This window comes from Halosaccharopolyspora lacisalsi, assembly GCF_014137975.1.
Taxonomy (GTDB): domain Bacteria; phylum Actinomycetota; class Actinomycetes; order Mycobacteriales; family Pseudonocardiaceae; genus Halosaccharopolyspora; species Halosaccharopolyspora lacisalsi.
The window spans coordinates 1,530,587-1,554,687 of the sequence record NZ_JACGWZ010000001.1 but is presented as its reverse complement, the minus strand read 5'-3'; the positions used below and the strand labels follow the sequence as shown (position 1 = coordinate 1,554,687).

General features: G+C 68.3%; 18 protein-coding genes and 2 pseudogenes. 11 read left to right on the top strand and 9 right to left on the bottom strand.

The window, feature by feature from the left end; genetic code table 11:
- Positions 1 to 225: 225 nt before the first annotated feature.
- From FHX42_RS07525 to FHX42_RS07505, 5 genes are all read left to right on the top strand, one after another.
- Entirely contained in the window at positions 226 to 750 is a 525-nt protein-coding gene (locus tag FHX42_RS07525; RefSeq protein WP_182543350.1) for a gluconokinase, read from the top strand.
- A gap of 35 nt (positions 751 to 785) precedes the next feature.
- Positions 786 to 2,171: a GntP family permease gene (locus FHX42_RS07520; protein WP_182543349.1), complete on the top strand. Its 1,386-nt coding sequence runs from the start codon at positions 786 to 788 to the stop codon at positions 2,169 to 2,171.
- A gap of 12 nt (positions 2,172 to 2,183) precedes the next feature.
- Complete coding sequence (locus FHX42_RS07515) at positions 2,184 to 2,957, top strand: SDR family oxidoreductase (protein WP_182543348.1); 774 nt, start codon at positions 2,184 to 2,186, stop codon at positions 2,955 to 2,957.
- Positions 2,958 to 3,221: 264 nt separating this feature from the next.
- Complete coding sequence (locus tag FHX42_RS07510) at positions 3,222 to 3,443, top strand: hypothetical protein (RefSeq protein WP_182543347.1); 222 nt, start codon at positions 3,222 to 3,224, stop codon at positions 3,441 to 3,443.
- Between the two features lie 779 nt (positions 3,444 to 4,222).
- On the top strand, positions 4,223 to 5,812 hold the full coding sequence (locus FHX42_RS07505; protein ID WP_328795968.1) for a phospholipase D family protein: 1,590 nt from the start codon (positions 4,223 to 4,225) through the stop codon (positions 5,810 to 5,812).
- A 136-nt stretch (positions 5,813 to 5,948) separates the two neighbouring features.
- Here FHX42_RS07505 and FHX42_RS07500 read toward each other — a convergent pair whose 3' ends face one another.
- The 7 genes and pseudogenes from FHX42_RS07500 to FHX42_RS27710 all read right to left on the bottom strand — a co-directional run.
- Entirely contained in the window at positions 5,949 to 7,004 is a 1,056-nt protein-coding gene (locus tag FHX42_RS07500; RefSeq protein ID WP_182543345.1) for a 2,3-butanediol dehydrogenase, read from the bottom strand.
- Between the two features lie 41 nt (positions 7,005 to 7,045).
- Complete coding sequence (locus tag FHX42_RS07495; protein WP_182543344.1) at positions 7,046 to 8,386, bottom strand: NAD(P)/FAD-dependent oxidoreductase; 1,341 nt, start codon at positions 8,384 to 8,386, stop codon at positions 7,046 to 7,048.
- A 1,074-nt stretch (positions 8,387 to 9,460) separates the two neighbouring features.
- On the bottom strand, positions 9,461 to 10,294 hold the full coding sequence (locus FHX42_RS07490; RefSeq protein WP_182543343.1) for an alpha/beta fold hydrolase: 834 nt from the start codon (positions 10,292 to 10,294) through the stop codon (positions 9,461 to 9,463).
- A gap of 67 nt (positions 10,295 to 10,361) precedes the next feature.
- On the bottom strand, positions 10,362 to 11,369 hold the full coding sequence (locus FHX42_RS07485) for an alcohol dehydrogenase catalytic domain-containing protein (RefSeq protein WP_182543342.1): 1,008 nt from the start codon (positions 11,367 to 11,369) through the stop codon (positions 10,362 to 10,364).
- A gap of 136 nt (positions 11,370 to 11,505) precedes the next feature.
- Positions 11,506 to 11,805: a VOC family protein gene (locus FHX42_RS27305; protein ID WP_328795944.1), complete on the bottom strand. Its 300-nt coding sequence runs from the start codon at positions 11,803 to 11,805 to the stop codon at positions 11,506 to 11,508.
- Between the two features lie 84 nt (positions 11,806 to 11,889).
- Positions 11,890 to 12,012 (bottom strand): annotated as a pseudogene (locus tag FHX42_RS27300) (organic hydroperoxide resistance protein); the annotation flags it as partial.
- A gap of 103 nt (positions 12,013 to 12,115) precedes the next feature.
- Positions 12,116 to 12,259, bottom strand: a pseudogene (locus tag FHX42_RS27710) (hypothetical protein); the annotation flags it as partial.
- On the opposite strand from FHX42_RS27710, the gene FHX42_RS07475 reads away from it, so the two are divergent.
- From FHX42_RS07475 to FHX42_RS27010, 4 genes are all read left to right on the top strand, one after another.
- Positions 12,198 to 12,440, top strand: a complete 243-nt coding sequence (locus FHX42_RS07475) for a hypothetical protein (RefSeq protein WP_182543587.1) — start codon at positions 12,198 to 12,200, stop codon at positions 12,438 to 12,440. The pseudogene FHX42_RS27710 and the gene FHX42_RS07475 overlap by 62 nt on opposite strands.
- Positions 12,441 to 12,877: 437 nt before the next feature.
- Positions 12,878 to 13,897: an NAD-dependent formate dehydrogenase gene (locus tag FHX42_RS07470; RefSeq protein ID WP_182543341.1), complete on the top strand. Its 1,020-nt coding sequence runs from the start codon at positions 12,878 to 12,880 to the stop codon at positions 13,895 to 13,897.
- Between the two features lie 680 nt (positions 13,898 to 14,577).
- A complete protein-coding gene (locus FHX42_RS07465; RefSeq protein WP_182543340.1) occupies positions 14,578 to 15,711 on the top strand; it encodes a glutathione-independent formaldehyde dehydrogenase in 1,134 nt (377 codons plus the stop codon).
- Positions 15,712 to 16,265: 554 nt separating this feature from the next.
- A complete protein-coding gene (locus FHX42_RS27010; protein ID WP_182543339.1) occupies positions 16,266 to 17,201 on the top strand; it encodes a helix-turn-helix transcriptional regulator in 936 nt (311 codons plus the stop codon).
- A 450-nt stretch (positions 17,202 to 17,651) separates the two neighbouring features.
- Here FHX42_RS27010 and FHX42_RS07450 read toward each other — a convergent pair whose 3' ends face one another.
- On the bottom strand, positions 17,652 to 19,046 hold the full coding sequence (locus tag FHX42_RS07450; RefSeq protein WP_182543338.1) for an SLC13 family permease: 1,395 nt from the start codon (positions 19,044 to 19,046) through the stop codon (positions 17,652 to 17,654).
- Between the two features lie 256 nt (positions 19,047 to 19,302).
- Between FHX42_RS07450 and FHX42_RS07445 the strand changes: the two genes are divergently transcribed.
- Positions 19,303 to 20,469 (top strand): pyridoxal-phosphate-dependent aminotransferase family protein, encoded by a 1,167-nt coding sequence (locus FHX42_RS07445; protein ID WP_182543337.1) that lies wholly within the window; start codon positions 19,303 to 19,305, stop codon positions 20,467 to 20,469.
- Positions 20,466 to 23,393, top strand: a complete 2,928-nt coding sequence (locus FHX42_RS07440; protein WP_182543336.1) for an FAD-binding and (Fe-S)-binding domain-containing protein — start codon at positions 20,466 to 20,468, stop codon at positions 23,391 to 23,393. Before FHX42_RS07445 ends, FHX42_RS07440 begins: the two co-directional genes overlap by 4 nt.
- A gap of 44 nt (positions 23,394 to 23,437) precedes the next feature.
- On the opposite strand, the gene FHX42_RS07435 is transcribed toward FHX42_RS07440, so the two are convergent.
- A complete protein-coding gene (locus FHX42_RS07435; protein WP_182543335.1) occupies positions 23,438 to 24,097 on the bottom strand; it encodes a GntR family transcriptional regulator in 660 nt (219 codons plus the stop codon).
- Positions 24,098 to 24,101: the final 4 nt, after the last annotated feature.

The window sequence follows — 24,101 nt, the reverse complement described above, 5'->3', positions numbered from 1 at the left end:
CGTGTTGTTCGCCGAGCCGCCCCGCTGCTCACTCCCCTCGCGTCCGCCTCCGGACCTCGTCACGCTGTTCTCCCGCTCGACGCCTGCTGATTTCACACACGCAGACTACCCAGTAGATCGTGTATTCCCAGTCACACATTTTGGTGATACCTTTCGGCGTCAAAGGTAGTACGTAACACCGGGTGAACTTCCCACATCGATCAACACAGCTCGACGAGGAGGCGTATGAGCTCCACATGCCTGGTTGTGATGGGCGTTTCGGGGGCGGGCAAGAGCACCGTCGCGCAGCTGCTCGCACACCACCTCCAGTGGCCCTCGGCCGAGGCCGACGACTTCCACCCCGAAGCCAACATCGACAGGATGACGGCGGGTCTGCCCCTCACCGACGACGACCGGATGCCATGGCTGCGGAGCATCCGCGACTGGAGCGCACGGCACTCGGCTGACGGGACGAGCACGATCGTGACCTGCTCCGCGCTGAAGCGGACGTACCGCGACGTGCTGCGGCAGTCCCGGGCGAGCGTGCGGTTCGTGCACCTCTCCGGCACCGCCGAAACCATCGGAGGGCGGCTCACGAGCCGTTCCGGACACTTCATGCCCTCGTCGCTGCTGCATTCGCAGTTCGACGATCTCGAACCACTCGAACCGGACGAGGACGGGACGACCGTCGACACCGCCAACCCCCCGGAAGACCTCGTGCGGCAGACCCTCGCGGCGCTCGACCTCAACACCTGTCCCGCCGTGCGGTGACCACCGATCCCCGGACAAAGCAACGGAGCTTGTGAATGAACATCGACGGCTGGACGCAGACCATGGGGTCGGGCCCGCTGCTCGGCATCGCCGCAGCCGCGATCGCCGTCCTCCTGTTCCTGATCATCAAACTGCGCGTGCACGCCTTCCTCGCGCTGGTCGTGGTCAGCCTCGCCACCGCGTTCGCGGCCGGCATCCCGGCCGGCAGCATCATCGACACCCTCACCGAGAGCTTCGGCTCCACCCTGGCCAGCGTGGCACTGCTGGTCGGGCTCGGTGCGATGTTCGGCAGGCTGCTCGAAGTCAGCGGAGGTGCGCAGTCGCTGACCGACACGCTGCTGAACAGGTTCGGCGAGCGGCGCGCGCCGCTGGCGTTGGGCATCGCCTCGCTGATCTTCGGCTTTCCGATCTTCTTCGACGCGGGCCTGGTCGTGATGCTGCCGATCGTGTTCGCGGTGGCGCGCCGGCTCGGCGGTGGTGTGCTGCGCTACGGCCTGCCCGCGGCGGGCGCGTTCTCGGTGATGCACATCTTCGTGCCACCGCACCCGGGGCCGGTCGCGGCCAGCGGCCTGCTGGGCGCCGATGTCGGCCTGGTTCTGGCGTTCGCCCTCGTGACCGCGGTCCCCACCTGGTACGTGACCAGCTACCTGTACGGCCTCTGGGCGGGCAAGCGGATCGTCCTGCCGGTTCCGGAACTGCTCAACGGCGGCAGCCCGGTGGAGCAGGACGACAACCCTCCGCCCGCGCGGACCGTGATCTCGCTGCTGCTGCTTCCGCTGCTGCTGATCTTCGCCAACACGGGGTTGAACACCGCCGGTGAAGCGGGCTGGGTCGACTCCGACGCCGGCTGGTTCCAGGTCGCCCGCGCCCTGGGCGACACGTCGGTCGCGCTGCTCATCACCGTTTTCGTCGCCACCTACGTGTTGGGCACCCGCCGGGGGCGTAGCCAGGAGGTCGTCGAGAAGCTGCTGGACTCGGCCCTCGGCCCGGTCTGCGCGATCATCCTGATCACCGGCGCGGGCGGCATGTTCGGCGGTGTTCTGCAGGCCAGCGGCATCGGCGATGCGCTCGCCGGCGTCATGTCGAACATCGGTATGCCGGTGATCGTCGCCGCGTACGTGATCGCTACCGTGATCCGGGTCGCGCAGGGCTCGGCCACCGTCGCGCTGACCACGGCCGCCGGCCTGGTTCAGCCGGTGGTGCTCGAGCAGGACTTCAGCTCGGTCCAGCTGGCCGCGCTGGTGCTGGCGCTGGCGGCCGGGTCGGTCACCGCGGGACACGTCAACGACTCCGGGTTCTGGCTGGTGGGACGCTTCTTCGGGATGGACGTGAAGACAACGCTGAAAACCTGGACCGTCATGCAGACCACCATCGGTTTGATGGGCTTCGCCCTCTCCTCCCTCCTGTTCGTCCTCGCTTGATTGGAGCGTTCGTTGGTATCCGAGCTGTTCGATCTCAGCGGTCGCGTCGCGCTCGTCACCGGCAGCAGCCGCGGCATCGGCAACGTCGTCGCGACCGGCCTCGCCGAAGCCGGCGCGACGGTGCTGCTCAACGGCCGCGACCGGCAGCGGGTGTTCGACGCCCGCGACGCCCTGCGCGCGGCCGTGCCGCAGGCCACGTGCGAGGGGGTGTGCTTCGACGTCACCGACGAGACCGCCGTCGCCGAGAGCGTCGCCGAGATCAACGCCCGGCACGGCGGCATCGACATCCTGGTCAACAACGCGGGCTTTCAGCACCGCGAATCGATGTTCGATCTCTCGGTCGAGGATTGGGAGACGGTGCTGCGCACCGACCTGACCAGTGCATTCATCGTGGGCCGGACGGTGGCGCGCGGCATGGTGCACCGCGGAAACGGCAAGATCATCAATGTCTGCTCGGTGCAGACCGAGCTGGCCCGACCGTCGATCGCGCCGTACGCGGCCGCCAAAGGGGCGCTGCGGAACCTCACACGGGCCATGACCGCCGAGTGGGCCGGGCACGGGTTACAGATCAACGGAATCGCTCCCGGCTACATCGCGACCGAGCTGACCTCCACGCTGGTGGCCGATCCCGATTTCAGCGACTGGGTGACCGGCCGCACGCCCGCGGGACGATGGGGCGACACCGGTGACCTGGTCGGCCCGGCGGTGTTCCTGGCCTCCGACGCCTCCTCGTTCGTCAACGGCCAGGTCGTGTTCGTCGACGGCGGCATGACCGCAGTCGTCTGAACCGCGATCTCGCGGTGGACTCTCCGGCGGGGCGATCTGCCGGGATCGCCCCGCCGTCCTCGGGGGCCGGAGAGGAGCGCTGAAGTCGCACCAACGGTCGGGGGTTTCCCGAGACCGGCCGCCGTTTCCCGCGAAACCGACCGCGCCCGCACCGACCATCGCATCGATCCCGGCCCGCGCGGTCGCTCATCCGCAGTGTTCGGAACCGCTGGTGTAGGACTCGGCACCGATCGATCCGCCCCACTTCACGCAGGTGCTGGCCGCGTGCTCGCGGACCGGCTGCTCGTCGACCCCGAGGCCTGGTTCGACGCGGAGCGGCGCAGCCTCCGCGCCGCGGCCGGTCAATGCGCGTCCCTCGGACTGCACGAGCGGGCCCAGGCGCTGTCACGCCTCGCCGCTGCGGGCAACCGGCCCGGCGAGCTCCAGGTCCTGAGCTCCCTCGCCGCGGCCGACCGCCCGGTCTACCGAGGCACGGGGCAGGAGTAGGCAGAACGTTCCGAAACGAGGAAGCGGAACCTCCACCACCGTCGCCCGGGCGAGGGCCCCGCTGCGGAAGCCTGCGCTGGGCTGAGCCCGACTCCGGCGGAAGCCGGACGGCCGATGCCCTCAGCGCTGCATGGCCCGAGCGAACGCGGAATCCGAAGCCGCTTCAACGGGCAGGATTTCTCGGAGCGACTCGCCCGTCGCGGCGAAAGCGATCCGGGGCGGGGTGTTGTCAGAACTGCTCGCCGGACGGGTGGGGAGCGAGCGCGGTAGAAGTCGATGCCCCGGAAGTGCCGCGCATGCAAGTCGGCGGTCAGATCGTCCAACGCATCGCTGACATCCACCACCTCGAGCAACGACCAGCGCGGTCGTCGTCCTCCCCGCGTGCGTGGTCTCCGTAGCACGCCCACTCCACTGAACCCTGCTGGTGGGTCCGAGGGGCTGGGCGTACACCAGCACCACGTCCTCCCGGTACAGCGGAACACGCCCGGCACCGGTCGACGACCCGTACAGCGGGATGGCGATGCGCGGCGACTCCGGAGTGCCGCTTCGACCGCCCCTCCTGCCGTCCCAGCAGCTCTTCCCTGAGCTGCCCTGGACAGTTTTCGATGATGGGCCCCGTCCCACCGCGGTGCTCCTGCGTCGTGCTCGCGCGCCACGTCGGTTGAACGGCGACCGGGGTGACTCACGAGTGCGGACCGTCGTGTGGAAGGGTCGCCAGCGGCCGCGAAGATCGCTGGTCGCGCCCCGGGAACGAGGAGGTCGTAGCACCGTTGGATTCCGTGCCCGAAGGTGGCGCCGCGCGGAAGTGGCTCCTGACCGCTGCCGAACGCGGCAACCCGGCAACGGAAATCGATCGTCGAGAGCCGGACGACGCCGCTTGGTCCGTCAACAATCAGGTGCGGATCCTGGTGGACGGGCAAGAGTACTTTCACCGCTTGCTCTCGGAACTCGCCGACACCACTGCTGGGGATCAGGTCTACCTCTCCGCGTTCATCGGCGATCCGACTCAACGGCTCCAGGCGGCCGGACCATCGATCGGCGCCGAGTGCGCCCGGGCCCTCGATGCCGGCGTCATCGTCCGTGGGCTCTTCTGGTGCCAGTACCTGGACGTGCGCAAGGACTTCGTCCCGCAGAACAGGAGCTTCGTCGACCTGCTGTACCGCCTCGGCGGCTTCGCGGTGCTGGACCAGCGGATACGGGCCTTCGGGGCCCACCACCAGAAGTTCGTCGTGATTCGTCGGCCCGGACGCCCCGATTCCGATGTCGCGCTGATCGGAGGTATCGATCCCTGCCCGAGCCGGCGCGACGACTCCCACCATCACGGCGATCCCCAGGTGCTGCCCTCGATAGCCCGGGTCTACGGTTCGCGACCGGCGTGGCACGATGCGCACCTCGCAGTGCGCGGGCCGGCCGTGGCCGCGGTCGAGCACTGCTTCCGAGAGCGGTGGCACGACACGACGTCCTCCCGGCGCCAGCCGTTCCACGGGCTCCGCGAGAAGTTTCGTACCAACAAGCGTGGACGGATCGCACTACCGAACCAGCTCCCAGCGCCGCCTCGCTGCGGTTCGCACGCGGTACAACTGTTGCGCACCTACCCGAGCAAGATTCCGCGCTACCCGTTCGCGCCACGCGGAGAGGTGAGCATCGCGCGTGGCTACGTCAAAGCCCTCCGCAACGCCCGCAGGTTCATCTACGTCGAGGATCAGTTTCTGTGGTCGCCGATGGTCGCGGAGGTCTTCGCCGAAGCCTTGCGCCGGGAGCCGGCGCTGCGCATGGTCGCCGTGCTGCCCAGCAGGCCCGACAAGGCGGGCAAGGTGCACGTCGCGACGAGCGACGTGGCGCACCGGAAAGCCCTGGATCTGCTGCACGCGGCTGGCGGCGACCGCTTGGACGTCTACGAGCTGGAGAACACCGAGGGACTGCCGATCTACGTGCATTCGAAGGTGTGCGTCGTCGACGACGTCTGGAGCACGGTGGGCTCGGCCAATCTCAACCGCAGATCGTGGACGTATGATTCCGAACTCACAGCCGCGGTCGTCGACGAGTCGTGCCCGGACGGCTCGCGTTCGCACGGATTCGCCCAAGACCTCCGGTTGCGCCTTTTGCGGGAGCACCTGGGTCGGGACGCGGACGACGTCGAGGACCTCGTCGATCCGGAGCAGGCAGCTGCGGTCTTGCGCCGGTCGGCGACCGCTCTCGACGAATGGCACGCCAGCGGGCGGACGTCCACCCGGCCACCAGGACACCTGCGCTTCCACCCCCGACCACGGGTCTCGAAACTGACCCGAGCGTGGGCCGGTCCACTCGGCCGGGTGGTGATAGACCCGGACGGGCAACCACCATGGCGACGCGGCCGCGAACGGTGGTGAGGGCGGACCGCGGGCCCGCCCGGACGGCCCTTGACCGCCAAACGGGTCAGCGGCCCGAGCAGGACCCCGGAACCGGTGGCTCGGCACCACGCCTTCCCGGGCCTGGTTCCCCGGTCGCGACGAGCTCCACGCGAAGTCAGGGCCGCACGAGGATCTTCACGTGCTGGTCCTTGTTGTCGACGAGCTCCTCGAATCCTCCCCGGACCACGTCTTCCAGGTCGATTCGAGCGGTGATCAGCTGGCTCGCGTCGATCCTGCCGTCCTGCACCGCGGCCAGCACGGCGGGGAAGTCGTGCGCATAGGCCAGGCTTGAGGTCAACGCGACCTCGGTGAACACCAAGTCGTTCATCCGCAGCTCGGTGGGCTGCTCCCAGATGGCGACGTTGCACACCACGCCGTGCCGACGGGCGGAGTGCACCGCCGTCTCCAGCGTCGACTTCTTGCCGGTGCATTCGAACGCCGCGTCCACACCTCCGCCGGTGAGTTCGTGGACCTTAGCAGCGACGTCGTCCTCCTGCGGATCGAGCACGAGATCCGCACCGAACTGCTCTGCCTTCTTCTTGCGGGCATCAGCCATCTCGCTGACCGCCACCCACCGGGCACCTGCTGCCTCGAGCGCGAGCACGGTGACCAGACCGATCGGTCCGGCCCCGACCACGAGCGCGGTCTGGCCAGCCCGGAAGTTCGCCTGCTGAACCGCGTGCCAACCCACTGCGATCGGCTCGATCAGGGCGCCGATCTCGGTGCTCATCCCGTCCGGCAGGCGGTGCACCATGAACTCGGGGACGACCGTGTACTCGGAGAGGCCACCCCCACCACCGCTAAGACCGTGGAACCCGACGTTGTCACACACGTTGTAGAGACCGCGTTGGCAGGCGTTGCACGTGTTGTCCCGGACCAGCGGTTCCACAGCGACGTTGTCGCCGCGGGAAACCCGCGCGACTTCTTCGCCGCATTCGACGACTCGTCCGGAGAACTCGTGTCCCAGCACCACCGGCGCGCTTTCGCCCGTGACTGCATGCGGCGCGTCCCGAGTGGGCACGAAGATCGGTCCGGCGGTGTACTCGTGGAGGTCGGTGCCGCACAAACCGCACCACTCGACCTTCAGCTTCACCTCACCGGGACCGACGGTCGGCTCGTCGAGATCTTCGACTCGCAAATCACCTTGCGCGTGGAAGCGCACGGCCTTCATCAACAGCTCCTCTGTCGGGAGGGGTCCTGGTCGGGCGTGATTCAGCCTTCGGTGCTCTCCTGCTCAGTCCCCCCGTTCGAGCGCAGGTTCGGCACCTCCGGCGACGCGGTGTCCAGCGGCACGGTTCCGGAACGGACCATGCCGAGTTGCACCAGTTGACGGCGGCTCGTGGCGTCCAGGAACCAATCGGTGGCGACGCGTATCCGGTTGGAACGCATGGACATCAGGTGATAGCCGCGCGTGACGGCCTTCGCCGGCAGCCCGGACATGGGAACGTGCAACGGGTTCGCCGCGGCCTTTCGGGCTCCGAGATCCACCACGAAACCGAGATCCCTGTGGCGGTAGCGGGACAACGCTTGCCGCTTGAGGGACGCGGCAACGTTGCGGCCCGCGAGCTTGCCCTGCCGCACGGCGTGCTGAGCCGTCATCGGTGCCAGTTCACCAGGATTCTGAGAGTCCGGTACCGCGGCCGCGTCTCCGCAGGCGAACACATGTGCGTGTCCAGGCACCGACAACTGCTCGGTCACGGCCAGCCTGCCCTGCTGGGTCTCCAAGCCGAGCGCCTCCACGAGGGGATCCGGTCGAACACCCACGCACCAGATCAGCGAGCGCGTGGGCACGAACTGACCGCTCTTGAACGTGACGCCCGAGTCGGACGCCTCCCCGATCGACGTCTCGGTCAGCACTTCGACACCGCGTTTGCGCAGGACGCTGTCAGCCGTCCGGGAAAGTCGTCGGTCGAGCCCCGGCAACACGCGTGGTGCGACGTCCAAGAGCAGCCAGCGCATCGGCTGGTCGCTGAGTTCCGGGTGCCGCTTCGCGAGCATGTCGGTGAACGACGGGCCCTGGGCAGCAACTTCCGTCCCCGTATACCCGGCGCCGACCACGACGAACGTGCATCGGGCGTCGCGCTCCTGCTGGTCGTCGGTAGCGGCCGCCAGCTCGACCTGCCGGGTCACGTGATCGCGGAAGTACAGGGCCTCCGGAACACCCCGAAAGCCGTGCCCGTGCGTGGCGACTCCCGGAATCGGCAACAGCTTGTTGACGCTGCCCGCAGCCAGCACCACGCGGTCGAACGACAGCGAACCCGTGTTGTCCTCGGGATCGGTATAGGTCAGCTCCTGGCGATCCGGGTCCACCGCGGTGACCTCACCGAGGACGAACCGCACACCGGGGAACGCCCCGGGCAGCGGGATCGAGACCGATCGAGGATCCAAGATGCCGGACGCGACCTCGGGCAACAGCGGAAGGTACAGGAAGTAGTCCGTGGGGTTGATCAGAACGATCTCGGTCTCGTTCGGATCCACGCTCTTGGCGAGGTGTTCCGCCGCGTGATATCCGGCGAATCCACCTCCCACGATCACCACTCTGTTGCGCTCCATGGGATTCCCTCCTCACAAGATCCAGTTCACGACTACCCACGCGCCCGATCCGTCAAAACTGAGGATGGACAGAGCACCTGGTTCCTCCACGAAGGACACGACCCCGCGCCACCGGCCCTTCGACACCGACCAGAACGGCCGCCCACCGGGGAGGCCATCACCGAGCTCGTGCTGCCTCCTGGACAGTTCCCACAGCGGACAGGCGAGAGCGGTGATCGACTCGCTGTGAAACAGGTTGACCATGACGGCTTCGCGGCGGAGGCGCACTGCCGAGTATCGCGCCCGTGGGGCAGAGTTGGCACCTGAGTCGGGTAATCCGGTCGTCGAAGTTGCCCGCGATCTCGAGGTGACCGAGGGAACGTTGGCGACTCGAAACGCGCTGAACTGGAACAGCTCCGCAAGGACTACAACACGGTGCGCATGGAGCTCGATTTTTGAAGCGGGCGACGGAGCACTTCGCGCATCACCCGAAGTGAGGTACTCGGTCGTCGACGTCGAATGACCCGAAGACCAACCGGAGCACACGGCGACGTCCACCTCCCGCATGCCGGATGTGCGCCGTCAGGGTCCACGAATGGCTCGACAAGAAACCGTCGGAACAACGGAGCAACGATGAAACACCAACGGAAAAATCATCAACATCACGGAACGGCATCGCCACCGAGTGGGCACCCGGAGGGCAGCCTGCTGGCTCGATGGGGTGAGCAGGTCTCGCGCAAGCGGGTACACCGGTTCATGCAGGCCGCTTCCCTGCAGCGCCGCCGCCGCGCCGTCCCAGCGTGCCGCGAGCGACAACGGGCTCCGGTGGGCGAGCGCCGGGTCGGCGAGGTCTTTCCCGGACGCGCTGTAGTCGTTGTCGGTCGAAGAACGTCCCGATGAGTCGCTGAAGCACCTGGTCCCGTGACCACCGGGTGGGCGGTGCGAGCGCGGAGGAAGTCAGCGGACGGTCCAGGGCCGTGCGGGGTCGAGCCGGCAACGAGGACTCGTAGGTTTCCCGGAACGACAGTTCGTAGGGCCGGGTGGTGTCGTAAGCGGCCGCGTCTTCTCGGGGGAGCACGACGTCCTCGTGGCCGTTCAGGACAGGAAGTCGAGCAGGGCGCGGTTGAACTGCTCGGGGTGGGTGACGTTGAGCCCGTGCGGACCGCCCTTGATCAGCGCCAGCGAGCTGTGGGTGATCGTCTCGTGGGAGCGCTTGCCGCTGACCTCGAACGGCACGATCGCATCGGAGTCGCCGTGGATGACCAGCGTCGGTGCGGACACCTCGGCGAGCTCCGCGCGGAAGTCGGTGAGCCCGAACGCGGTGATGCAGTCCAGCGTGCCCTTCGGCGAGGCGAAGGAGGCCATCTCGAGGTGGTAGCGGCGGTTGGGCTCGCTGACCAGGTCGGAGCGCTCGCCGGCGGTGAAGAAGGTGGTGACGAACCCGTCGAGGAACGCGATGCGGTCGCCGCGCACGCCGTCGCGGAACTGCTGGATCGTCGCGTCGTCCAGCCCACCGGCGGGGTTGTCCGCGCTCTGGTAGAGGTAGGGCGGCACCGCGGAGGCCAACACGGCCCCGGCCACGCGGTCGGTGCCGTAGCGGCTGAGGTAGCGCACGACCTCGCCGCCGCCCATCGAGAAGCCGACCAGCGTCGCGTCCCGCAGGTCGAGGTGGTTCAGCAGTGCGTCGAGGTCGGCGGCGAACGTGTCGTAATCGTAGCCGTTCCACGGTTGCGACGAGCGACCGAAACCGCGGCGGTCGTAGGTGATCACGCGGTGGCCCGCTTCCACGAGTTCCGGGACCTGGTTCTCCCAGGACCGGCCGCTGAGCGGCCACCCGTGGATGAGCACGACCGGGCTTCCCGAGCCGTGGTCCTCGTAGTACAGCTCGACCGGAGCGCTGTTCTCGGTACCGACTCGCACCAGTGCCATGACGGATCCTCCTCGTTTCGCGACGGGCCGTGACGGTGGCCCGTCGACGTGTCCACGTCGGTGTCGGTCAGGTGGTCAGGACCATGCGGAACCGGGCCTCGTTGTTGATCATTTTCTCGTAGGCCTCGGGCGCCTTTTCCAGCGGCATGGTCTCGATCATCGGTCGGACCCCGGTGAGCCGGCCGAACCGGAGCGTGTCCTCGGAGTCCTTCGAGGTCCCGGAGGGGTGCCCCACGATCGAGGCGCCTGGCATGATCAGCGAGGGAGCCGCCACCTGCAGCGGATCGTCGGCCGCGCCGAGCACCAGCAGCTGGCCGCGGGCCGCGAGCCCGGACACGGTCTGGCTGGCCGCCGCCCCGCTGGCCGCGGTCGCCAGCACCACTTGGGCACCGCCGAGCTCGGCCAGGGCCCGGCCGGGGTCGGTGGCCTGGCTGTCGATGTGGTGGTGCGCACCCAGCTGGTGGGCGAGGTCGGCCTTGCCGGGGCCGCGGGAGATCGCGACGACCTCCATGCCCATCCGGGCGGCGAACTGGATGCCCAGGTGCCCCAGTCCACCGACGCCGAGCACGGCGACGCGGTCACCGGGCCGGGCGGTGCTCTCCCGCAGCGCGTGGTAGGTCGTGACGCCGGCGCACAGCAGCGGCGCGGCCTCGACCGCGGACAGTTCGGCGGGCATGCGGACCAGGGCGTCGGCCGAGACCACGACGTGCTCGGCGTAGCCCCCGTCGAAGGTGATACCGGGGACCGTGCCGTTCGGGCAGGTGACGAAGTCGCCCCGCCGGCAGGACTCGCAGTGGTGGCAGGACCCGCCGAACCAGCCGATCCCCACTCGTTCTCCCCGCTGCCACGGTCCGGTCACCGCCGGACCGAGCTCGTCGATCACTCCCACGATCTCGTGACCGGGGACGATCGGATACGGCGTGCTGGGCAGCACTCCCTCCTTGGCCCACATGTCGCTGTGGCAGACTCCGCACGCTTCCACGCGCACCCGCACCTGATCGTCGCGGACCTGGGGAGCGTCCCGTTCGACCAGTTCCAGTGGGGCGCCCGCTCGGGCGACCTGCACGGCTCGCATCGTTGCTCCTCGATCGTCGACGACGTCTTTCGTTCACTCGGTGAGGCCAGGGTGGACTTCCCGGTTCCGGCCTCTGCGGACCGTGTGCGCGTCGTCGGTACGCACGTGCCCGGGAGGTCCGGGGCGGGTGGCCGGATCAGGGCAAGGAGGTGGACGGGGCGGGGTGGATGCCGTCGGGGTCGCTGCAGGAGAGGATGGCCAGACCCACCTCCGGCAGGTCGGTGACCTCTCCGTGGGGAATCCCGGCGACGCAGAACCGCTGACGAGCGGCCACCAGGTCCTCACGGGAGTCGACCCGGAAACCGGCGTGGTCCAGGCCGGCGTGTTCGGAGGCGAACCGTTGTCCTGCGGGGGCCACCGGGCGCAGTCCGAGCAGTGCTCCGGCGGGGGTTTGGTACACGGTGCCACCGTAGAACCGCTCGGGGGAGCTCCGCACTCCGGGATCGTCGGCGGTCTGCTGGTCCAGGTCCGGCAGGTGGCCGGTCGGGGCCGCGGTGAGGCCGAAGCTGGTCTCGTCCGGTCCGATGCCGACCCCGGCGTCGATGGTTGCCCCGTCGGGGACCGTGGTGCCGCTGTTTGTGGCCGTCAGCCGCAGCGCACCGTGGAAGCACGCGGCGTAGGCGGCGGCGAACAGCTGCTCGGGGTTGGGCCCTGCCCGCTGCCGCCCATCGCCGTCGGCATCCGCACCGGCGTGACCCGATGACGGTCGAGCTCACCCGGGAGCGCTGCTGGACCCAGGCCAGGGCCACGGCCGTGCTGCCGTGGCCGTCGGCGACCTCGCGCAGTTGCTCGATCAGCGCGTAGTCCTGCTCGGTCAGCTGCCCCGTCATGTTCTCGCCGCGGTCGGGCCGGGTGGTGTCCGCGTTCTCCCGCGTGTACTCGCCGGACAGCAGCCCTCCGCGCAGCGGGCCCACGAGTGACGCCGAGGCCGAGTTCCTCGGTCATGGGCAGCAGCTCGCCCTCCACGGTGCGTTCCAGCAGCGAGTACTCGACCTGCGACGCGGTCAGCTCGGTCGTTTCCACCAGCTTGGCGCCGGGGTCGTCCTCCACCCTGATGTCGCCGCACCGTAGCTCAACGTGACTCGCATGAGTCCACTCCTCCATGGCCACGTGCTCCAGGAAATGGGACTTCAGGTCCTGGGCGCTGAATGTTCGACGCGTCGCGCGCAACCACCCGGTGCACGAGGACCGTAACCGCGCCACAAACCTCGCCCGTACCGCGCGGCACGGGCGAGGACGACGTCGGTTTCAGCCGTGCTCCGGCTGCACCTCGAACAGGGCAGCGCGCATCCGCTGCCGCCCACCGGCCCGGCCGTGTCCGTCCCGTGCCTTCTCGGTGCGTCGGAGGCTCGTGTCGGCGAGACGATTGTCAGCTCACTTGGAAACGGTCTGCACCGAACGTGTCGACCGGCGAACCCGTCGTCGAGTTTTCGGGTCTCCGCTGCCGGGTATGCGACTGGTCAGAACGATCAGAACGAGGTGCCAGCCGCCGCATGCAAGGGGGGCGCGTGAAGGTCGTCTACGTTTCCTACCCGACCGGCAACGTCCGGGACGAGTCGGCTGTGATCGCTGCTGCCGAGAACGCGCTGGGGCTGCGCCCGTTGCTGGAGCAGCGAGGCCACACGTTGGTCGGCACCACCGAGACCGGTGACGGGCTGGATCGAGAGCTCGCCGACGCGGAGGTGCTGATCACCACGCCGTTCTGGCCGGTGTATCTCAGCGCGGAGCGCCTCGGGGCGGCGAAGAACCTGAAACTGGTCCTCAACGCCGGCATCGGCTCCGACCACGTCGACTGGGAAACCGCCCGCCAACACGGCATCGGTCTCGCCGAGGTCACCGGCTCCAACGTCGTCAGCGTCGCCGAGCACAACGTCATGCAGATCCTGGCGCTGGTGCGCAACATGATGCCGGCCTATCACCAGGTCCTCGACGGGCGCTGGGACGTGGCCGCAGTCGCCGAGAGGGCCCACGACCTCGAGGGCAAGACCGTCGGCCTTGTCGGCCTCGGCGCGATCGGGGCGCGCACGGCGCTGCGGCTGAAGGCCTTCGACGTGCGGATGCTCTACTACGCCAACCACCGCCGCACTCCGGCCGACGAATCGGTGTTGGGAGTGAAGTACGCCCGCCTCGACGACCTCATCACCGAGTCCGACGTCGTGTGCCTGGCCCTGCCGCTGATGACCGGCAGCCAGGCCCTGATCGGCCGTGAGCGCCTGGCGGCGATGAAACCCGGAGCCTGGCTGGTCAACACCGCACGCGGTCCGATCGTCGACCGGGACGCACTCGTAGAAGCCCTGGAAAGCGGCCACCTCGGCGGCTACGCCGGCGACACCTGGTACCCGCAACCCGCCCCGGCCGACCACCCGTGGCGCACCATGCCCGACCACGCCATGACGATCCACTGCTCGGGCATGACCCTCCAGGCCCAGCAGCGCATCGCCGCGGGCATCACGGAAATGCTGCAGGCCCACCTCGCAGACGAGCCCCTGCCCGAGGATTACGTCCTGGTCGACCCGTCCGCGAGTTGAGCCCGGCCGAACCGGCAGACCAGCGCAGATCACGAACCTCCCGCGACCCGTTTCTCCGCGCCGTTCGTCGAGCCGTTGAAAGCGCTCCAGGAACTCGGGTGGGAACCGGATGCGTCAGGTTTTGGGTCTGGTACTCCTGAACGTGGCCCGGGGTGCACAGTGGAGCGCTATTACTGGTGAGGGCGCTTGTCGACCGTTGCTGAGCGGGTGCTCCTGTGCGCGATCGTCGGCGTGGTAGCCCGCTGAGCTACGAGAACGTGCCACTGCGCGGCCCGAGTCGGTGTCAGGAGCACCGGACCCGGATTCCGAGCCGGGCTTGGTCCCGGTCGTCTCTCACAGCACGGGCGGCCGGACTCGGCTGTGTGTGAGAGTTCGACGAGCTCTCCAGCGAGACCCACCCGAACGCGGTGTGCTCACTCCGGCACTCCGAGCAAGGCGCTCCATACCGGGTGGGGCCGATCGCTGCGCCCACCCGTGCCGATTACTTTTTCACGCCCGGTGTGCTGCCGGGGCGACTGATGTCTCCGCGCTGGCGCAGCGACAGAGACATACATCGGCGCGCGGTGGGTAGTCCTGCGAAGACGGCCGCGTCTGGTGGTCTGCGTGCCGGTACTGGTGAGCAGCTCTCGTGACCGTGGGTACAGACACGTCGTTCCTGATTGAGAAGGGGTGCAACTACTGTGCGCGCACTGGTGTACGACGGCCCGCGCGAGGTGTCTCTCAAGGACGTCCCGGACCCGCGCCTGGAGCGCCCCGCTGATGTGCTGGTCCGCATCACCAGCACCAACATCTGTGGCTCGGATCTGCACATGTACGAGGGGCGCACTCCGATGGAGCACGGACGGGTCCTCGGGCACGAGAACCTCGGTGAGGTCGTGGAGGTCGGCAGCGGCGTCGACCGCGTCCAGCGCGGTGACCGGGTGTGCCTGCCGTTCAACATCGGATGTGGCTTCTGCGCGAACTGCGAACGCGGTCAGACCGGCTTTTGCCTGAGCGTGGACTCCGACACCCCCGGTGGGGCGTACGGCTTCGCCGGGATGGGCTCCTACAGCGGAGGCCAGGCTGAGTACCTGCGAGTGCCCTGGGCCGACTTCAACTGCCTGGTGCTGCCCGAGGACGCCCAGGACAAGGAAAACGACTACGTGATGCTGGCCGACATCTTTCCGACCGGCTATCACGCCACGGAACTGGCCGACGTCTCCCCCGGAGAATCCGTGGTGGTCTACGGCGCCGGCCCCGTCGGGTTGATGGCGGCGTACTCAGCACTACTGCGCGGGGCCAGTACGGTGATGCTGGTCGATCGCCACCCCGACCGGCTCAAGCTCGCCGAGCAGATCGGGGCCGTCCCCATCGATGACTCGCAAGGCTCCCCGGTCGAGCAAGTCCGCGAGCACACCGGGGGGCACGGTGCGGACAAGGGCTGCGAGTGCGTGGGCTATCAAGCACACGACCCGCACGGCACCGAGAACCCCAGCGCGATCATGAACAACCTGGTCAGCTCCGTGAAGGCCACCGGCGCGCTCGGCGTGGTCGGCATCTTCCTACCGCAGGACCCGGACGGCCCGGACGAACTGGCCCAGCAGGGCAAGCTCGCCTTCGACATGGGCCAGTTCTGGTTCTCCGGCCAGCGGATGGGCACCGGGCAGGCCAACGTCAAAGCCTACAACCGGTTCCTCGCCGAGGTGATCCACAAGGACCGCGCGAAGCCCTCCTTCCTGGTCTCCCACGAACTGTCGCTGGACCAAGCGCCCTCCGCCTACGCCAACTTCGACGCCCGCGAGCACGGGTGGACCAAGGTCGTCCTCAAACCCTGAGCTCCGGCAACATCGCCACCCAGGCGAACCCGAGCAGCGCGAGACCCGTGACTCGTCAAATCCCGGCAGCTGAGCAGGAGCGCCACATCCTGGCTCGGCCAAAGCATCGCCGACGGCGCGAGCATCCGGCACCGAGCGCGCCAGGCGGTCGAGCTCCGGTACCACGAGCGTATCGCCGTTCGCATCGCTGCGAGCGCCTGATCCAAGCCGGGTCGAGCCAGGGCGGTTCCGGTGAGCTCGTGATTGAGAGACCCGGCCGGCTTCCATGCCGAGTTGGCCTTGCATTCCCGGCCATGGCCGGGAATGCAAGGCCGTGAAGCTAATCCATCGAGGTATTCGGGTTTCCTCATCCCGGCACGTTGTCGACCCTACGATGGCGTGAGCGGGGAGGGAGCACTTCGCGGAAAGGGGCACTCGCGGCGAACCTGATCCCATCGAGCAGCACCTGCTGCAGCATCACGAGTCCGAGACGGACCTGGGCTGGATGGTCGGCGCAGGCCAGCGCACACGTATTCGGGCATCCGCCGGCACCACCCGCCGAGGCGACGGGCTGCGTGCGGCCACGGTGCACACCCGAGCATCCGAAGTGGACCAGGAGTCGCCCACCACGCCCATCCCGACCTGTGCGACCTGCTTGGCGCCGCACAGCGCTGATCCGCGCCCGGTGCGCACCTCCCGACGCGGGCACCCCGGGACGAGCCGCGGGCTCGTCCCCATGCGGCCGGCACCGACAAACACCCCCGGCCGGATCCAGCACGTCCCGGCGCGCCCTGATCAGGCACCAGCTGCTCTCGTCTGTACGGCGACCGCAAGCTCCGCGCTCCCCGGAGTGCTGCGTCCCGAGAGGACAACTCCGGGCGCGCCCTCGATTGGACGGTCGTGATCAACCCGATGACCGTCTGCTGTGGCGCTGCGCCGGACGGTCGCCACCGGCAAGGCCAGAAACGGATGGCCGCTTCCGGGAGGTACACCGTGCATATCGATTCGTGTCGGGAACTCAGATACAACCCCGCCCGCCGGCGCCCCGATCTGGGGTTGCGTCCGGAACTGGAGCCCTGGATGGCACTGGGGCTGGCCAAACGGGCCGAGGGAACGTACTCGCTGGCCGTGCGCGTCACCGAAGCCGCCCCCGTCGGCGAGGTCCTGGCGCGGGCCCCGTCGGTGTCGCGGCGGCGCACTACGTGTCACCGAGGTACCTGCACGACTTGTTCGCGGGAACGAACTTCACGGTGGCCGCGTGGATACGGGCCCGGCGCGTCGAAATGTGTCAGCGCGACCTGGCGGACCCGCACATGGCGAACCTCCCGGTGGCCGCCATCGCCGCACGCTGGGGTTTCAAGGGCGCCTCCCACTTCGGGCAGGTGTTCAGAGGAGGGGCCGGCCGGACCCCGGCGGAGTTCCGCCGGGAAGTCATGACCCAGCTCCGCGAGAACCGCTCGACCGGCTCGTGCTCCCCGCCCGGACGCTCCGGTTCCCCGCCGCAGGAGTGAACGCTTCTCCCGCGCCACCGCAACATCCGGTCGGGTTGACTCCGCAACGTGTCCCTACCTGGTTGGTCAAGCGGTGGGGGGCGTTGGCTGCTGGTAGTGGGCCTCGTCTTGCGAGCATGGCGAAGAGGGCGGCGTTGTGGTGTTTGCCTTGGGCGCGTTCGCGGTCGTAGTGGGCCCGGGAGACAGGTCGATCAGGGCGAGCATGTGAGCTCAGGTCTCCGCGCCCACGTGGCGGACGTGAGGAACCAGGAGACCGCCCGAGCAGCACGGCCCCGGCGAACCGGCCTCCGGCCGCCGGAGTCGTGGGCGAGGTGTTCCTTCCGGTGGTGTGGCACAGCGTTGCTCGAACCACCTACCGCCAGTTGCTTCTCGACGTGTCCAGAGCGACATCGACGTCGCGGGCTCGGTGTACGTCCGAGTCCAGCGGTTCTGCCGGAGCCACCCTCCTGTCTACAGCCAGCCGGGGAGCACCAGTATCAGCCATGTGGACAGTGGAGCCAGCAGGATCAGGCTGAGCCCCCAGGCCATGAGTCTGCGGAAAACCATGTCGCGCATGTCCTCGGGAGCGTTGGCGGTGACCAGAGCACCGCTGGTGGAGAAGGGACTGGAGTCCACCACCGAGGACGATATCGCCAACGCCGCGATCAGACCGACCGCGCCGATCTCACCGCCGAGCAGGAACGGCACCGCAAGCGGGATCAGCGCACCGAGGATTCCCGTGGTGGAGGCGAACGCCGAGACCGCACCGCCGATCAGGCAGATCAGCAGCGCGGCGAGCAACGGGATGCCCAGCTGGGAAACCTGCTCGCCGAGGAAGTCGATCGTTCCGATGTTCTGGAGTACCGAAACATAGGTGACGATGCCGCAGACCAGCAGCACCGTGCTCCACGACACGCCGTTGACCGCGCCCTGGGCGCTCTTCGGGGACACCATCGTGAGCAGCGCTCCCACGATCAGTGCCACCGCTCCCACGTTCAGGCCGAAAAACAGTGCTCCGACGGTGAGGCCGAGCAGACCGACCACGGTCAGCGCGCGGTTGAGATCCAGTCGTTCGGCAGGATCCTCATCGTGGTCCTCACCGACGTCTCCTGCCTCGGCGGACGAGGAGCTACTTCCGAGAGCACCGCCGGGGGAGCTGGCATCGCCGGAAGAAGGGCCACCACCGGAGCTGGCGTGTGCGGGCTCCGCTACGGCGACCGGCTCGGCGGACCGACGGGCTTCCACGGCACTTGCCGAGGCGTGCATCAGCTTGCGGCCGCCGAAGAGGAAGTAGGCGATCACGGCCAGCGCCGCGTTGTAGAGGAACGTCGCCAGGAACAGCGTCAGCGGGCTGCTCGGCAGATCGTTCCGCTCCACGACGCCGTTGGTGATGGTGCCGAAGATGCTGATCGGGGAGAAACCACCCGCCGTGGTGCCGGTGATGATCATCAGGCCCATCAGGAGGGGGTTGATCCCGTGCTTCCTGGCGAAGCTGATACCGACCGGTGCCATGATCGCTACGGCGGCGGGCACCACGGCCCCCACCGCGCTGAGCACGGCCGAGACCAGGAACATCACCCACGGGATCGCGGCGACCCGACCTCCGACGGCTCGCACTCCGGCTCGGACCAGCCAGTCCACCGTCCCGTTGCTTTTCGCTATCGCGAACAGGAAGGTGACACCGACGAGCGTGACGAACAGGTCTCCGGGAAAGCCGGCGAAGATTTCCTCCGCCGACTGATGGAGCGCGACCGTCCCCAGTACGAACGCGGCGATCAGGGCGAGTACGCCCATGTTGATGGAGATCATCGTGGCGAGGAGAAACACCACGATGAACACGATGATGGACACGACCTCAAGGGACATGCAGACTCCCCGGGTTCCAGTCTTGTCGCTGTGTCTCATATTATGGGAAATAATTCCAGCGATGAGTGTGACACCATTCACAAGCGACGTCAAGGAGACGATTCCCGCTGTATCGCAATTGCTGCGCGAAATGGCGCATCGACGCACGTCGGCGAGGAATCCGGACAAAGGCCTGGTGCGCCCACTGAGAAGAGTGCTACGGTCATTGTTCCGTGTCTTTTCCGTATTGTGGAGTTCGGCGTGACAGAGAGGTTCCATGACTGTGCGCAGCGGTCGTCACTTCTTGCAGATTCCCGGTCCGACGAATGTTCCCGATCGAGTATTGCGCGCTATCGCGGCACCCACGATCGATCACCGTGGCCCTGAGTTCGCGGAGCTCACAGCGGACGTCCTCGGCAACCTGGGAGCGGTGTTCGGAACGAGCCGGCCCGTGGTGATCTATCCGGCATCCGGCACGGGGGCTTGGGAGGCGGCGCTGGTCAACACCCTCAGTCCGGGTGATCGGGTGCTGTGCTTCGAAACCGGCCACTTCGCCACGCTGTGGCAGCAGCTGGCCGGTCGCCTCGGGCTGGACGTGGAGCTCGTCCCGGGCGACTGGCGCCACGGTGTCGACCCCGCGCAGGTCGCCGAACGACTCGGCGACGATCGCGAGCACGCCATCAAGGCGGTGATGGTGGTGCACAACGAGACCTCGACCGGGGTGACCAGCCGTATCCCCGAGATCCGGGCCGCTGTCGACGAGGCCGCGCATCCGGCGCTGCTGTTGGTGGACACCATCTCCTCACTGGGGTCCGTCGACTACCGCCACGACGAGTGGGGCGTGGACGTGACGGTCGCCGGATCGCAGAAGGGTCTGATGCTGCCTCCGGGACTGAGCTTCAACGCGGTCAGCGACAAGGCTCTGGCCGCTGCGCGCACGGCGCGCATGCCCAGGTCGTACTGGAGTTGGGAACCGGTGCTGGAGGCCAATCGCGCCGGTTCCTTTCCCCACACACCGGCCACCAATCTGCTGTTCGGGCTGCGGGAGTCGTTGCGGATGCTGCACGAGGAAGGCCTGTCCGCGGTCTTCGCCCGCCACCAGCGGCACGCCGAGGCCACCCGCACGGCGGTTCGGGGTTGGGGGCTGGAGGTGCTGTGCGCGGACGAGCGCGAGCACTCCCCCGCGCTGACGGCCGTGGTGATGCCGGAGGGTCACGATGCCGACGAGCTGCGGGAACGGATCCTGCAGCGCTACGACATGTCACTGGGAGCGGGGTTGGGCAAGCTCGCCGGGACGGTCTTTCGCATCGGGCACCTGGGCCACTTCAACGATCTGACGCTGGCAGGCACGCTCGCCGGGGTGCAGCTGGGGCTGAGCACCTCCGGTGTGCCGATCGCCCCCGGCGGCCTCACCGCCGCCCTCGAAAGGCTGGAGGCCGAATGAACTCCGTTTCCGCAGAGGAGACCTCACCCGCCGCGCAAGGCGACGAGGAACTGGTCCGCGCGTTGCACCGCGCGGTCGAGGGGGAGGTCGCCTTCGACGACTACACCCGAACGCTGTTCTCCCGGGACGCGAGCATGTACGCGATCCGACCGCGCGGTGTCGTCTTTCCCCAGCATGCGGAGGACGTGAGCGCGGCGGTCGCGGTGGCGCGCGAGTTCGGGGTGCCGGTGCTGTCCCGAGGTGGAGGGACCAGCCTCGCGGGGCAGACCGTCGGTCCGGGGCTGGTGCTCGATCTCTCGCGCCACATGCACCGTGTCCTGGAGATCGACCCCGGCAGTGGGCAGGCGCTGGTCGAGGCCGGCGCGGTGCAGGACGATCTCAACCGCGCGGCCGCCCCGCACGGGTTGATGTTCGGCCCGGACACCTCCACGAGCAACCGCGCCACGATCGGTGGGATGATCGGCAACAACTCCGCGGGCAGCGGCTCGGTGCGCTACGGCATGACGATCGACCACGTGCGTGCGATCGAAGCCGTGCTCGCCGATGCGGGCAACGCTCGCCTGGAACCGGTCACCGATGCCGAACGGGCTCTCCGCGCCTCGCGCGAGACCCTCGAAGGACGGATCTACCGCGAGTTGCCGCAACTGGTGGCGGAGCACGCGGAGGCCATCGCGGGCAACTACCCCTCGTTCTGGCGCCGCGCCGGCGGTTACCGGCTGGATCGCGTCGCCGAGGACGGGCCGCTGGACCTGGCCAAGTTCGTGGTCGGCTCCGAGGGCACCCTGGCCGTGGCCACCCGGGCGGTGGTCGGCCTGGTCGCCAAGCCGCGGCACACGGTCATCGCGGTGGGGCACTTCACTTCCACGGCCGGGGCGATCGCCGCCACCACGGACGCGTTGTCCTGCGATCCCTCCGGAGTGGAGCTGATGGATCGCACGATCCTGGACCTGGCCAGGGAGCGGATCGAGTACCGGGAGCTGGCCTCGGCACTGGAGGGCGATCCGGAGGCGCTGCTGTTCGTCACCTTCACCGGTGACGACGAGACCGAGCTGCTCGCCCGCCTCGACCGTCTGACCGCGTTGTGGGAGCGGCACCGACACGGCTACCACACGCTGCGGGCCGTGACCCCGCATCAGCAGAACGCGCTGTTGAAGGTACGCAAGGCCAGCCTCGGGCTGCTGATGGCCGCCAGCACCGGCACCAACCGGCCGCTGGCCTTCGTCGAGGACACCGCCGTGGACCCGCAGTACTTGGAGGAGTACACCGCCCGGTTCGGCGAGGTGCTCGAGCGCCACGGGCTATCGGCGGGCTTCTACGGTCACTGCTCGGTGGGCTGCTTGCACATCCGGCCCTTCGTCGACCTCTCCCGACCCGACGAGGTGGCGAAGATGCGCGCCGTGGCCGAGGAGGTCCGCGCGCTGGTGAGCTCCTACGGGGGTGCGAACTCCAGCGAGCACGGCGACGGCCTCGCCCGCAGCGAGTTCAACCGGCAGCTCTTCGGAGACGAGCTCTACGACACGATGCGCCAGGTCAAGCGACTCTTCGATCCGGAGAATCGACTCAATCCCGGTAAGATCGTCGAGGCGCCTTCGATGACCGAGAACCTGCGCGACGCGGCGCTGCCGCCCGCTCCGGAGCTTCGCACCCGGCTGAACTTCGAGGTCGTGGGCGGGATGCGCGGAGCGGCCGACCGCTGCATGAACATAGGGCAGTGCCGCAAGAGCACCAGCGGGGTGATGTGCCCGTCCTACATGGCAACCCGCAACGAGCAGGACTCCACGCGGGGCAGGGCGAACGCGCTGGTCAAAGCGCTCTCCGAGCCCGATCCGGCGGCGGCGCTCGGGGAGCAGCGGTTGCACGAGGTGCTGGATCTGTGCCTGATGTGCAAGGCGTGCAAGAGCGAGTGCCCGTTGGGCGTGGACATGGCCGCTCTGAAAAGCGAGGCTCTGGCCGCCGAGCACGACGCGCACGGAACGCCGCTGCGCTCCCGCGTCTTCGGAGCGATCCGGTCTCTGAACCGCTTCGGATCCGCCACCGCGCCGCTGTCGAACCTGCCCGGCCGTATCCGGCCGCTGCGCAGGATCCTGGAGCGCACGCTGGGTATCACGGCCAACCGCCCACTCCCCACTTTCTCCCGGCGGAACCTGGTGCGCTGGTTTTCCCGTCGTCGCGCCTCCGGAGACGGGAGCGGCGGTAGTGTGGTCTTCCTCGCCGACTCGTTCACCACCTTCACCGAGCCGGGAATCGGCAAGGCCTGCATCGAGCTTTTGGAACGCGCCGGCTGGCAGGTGCAGCTGGAATCGGCCGGGTGCTGCGGACGAGCGAACATCTCCAAGGGCCTGCTCGACGAGGCCGCCAAGCAGGCCGGGGACATGACGGGCTCGCTCGCCCGGAGGACTCCGTCCGGGGCGCCGATCGTGGGGTGCGAGCCCTCCTGCCTGCTGACGCTGCGCGACGAGCACCTTTCGCTGCTTCCCGACGACGAGACGGCGCGCGACATCGCCGGTCGGACGCAGCTGGTCGAAGAACTGCTGGTCACCGCGATCGACGATGGCAGGCTCCAGCTGCGAAGCGACTCCTGGCTGAGCGGTCGCCGAATCCTCTTCCACGGTCACTGCCACCAGAAGGCCGAGGTCGGAACCTCGGCCACCATGGCCCTGCTCCGGCGCATCCCGGGTGTGGAGGTCACCGAACTGGATGCGGGATGCTGCGGCATGGCCGGCTCCTTCGGTTTCGAAGCCGAGCACTACGACCTGTCCATGGCAGTCGGTTCCGACCGGCTTTTCCCCGCCCTGCGTGCGGAACCGGAGACGACCGTGGTGGCCGCCACGGGAGTCTCCTGCCGGCAACAGATCGAGCACGGCAGCCGGCACCGCGCGTGGCATCCCGTGGAACTGCTCCGCGAGGCGCAGGGCAGCGACTGAACACGGTCGGGCGGAGGCAGCACGGCCGGGCACGTCCCGGGCGGTTACTGCTCCTGACGCAGGAAGGAGCGATCGCCGTGCTCGGCCAGCTCGGCCACGACCTCCTGGACATCACCGCCGCGAACGCGCTCCAGCAGCGACTCGTGCCGGCGCACCACGTCCCACGGGTCTCCCGTGCGGTGCTGACGGAAACGCAGATTCTGCGCCATGCACAGCTGCAGCTGAGACCGAAGCAATTCATAGCTCTGCTGCAGCCTGCTGTGATCGGCCAGTGCCACGAACGCTGAGTGAAATGCCACGTTCGCCGCGAGCATGGCGGAATCGTCTCCGTCGGAGGCGGCGGTGCGCATCGCGCCGATCGCTTCCTCGAGAGGGGACAAAGCGTTCTCGTCGGCGACGGGAACAGCCAATTCCGCCGCGAGCCTCTCCAGCGCGCCGCGCAAGCTGTAGATTTCGCGGACATCATCGTCCGACAGGGAGATCACGCTGTATCCGCGGCGCGGCCGACTGGAAACCAGGCCTTCGCGTTGCAATACCCGGAGTGCTTCGCGCAGTGGTGGTCTGCTGATTCCGAAGCGTTCACAAATCCTTTCCTCGATCAGCCGCTCACCGGGTCCGAACGTGCCGGCGAGAATCAGCGCCCTGAGTTCGTCCACCACCACATCGACCACGGAGGGGATCGCGATCCGGTCGCCCTCACCCATTCCC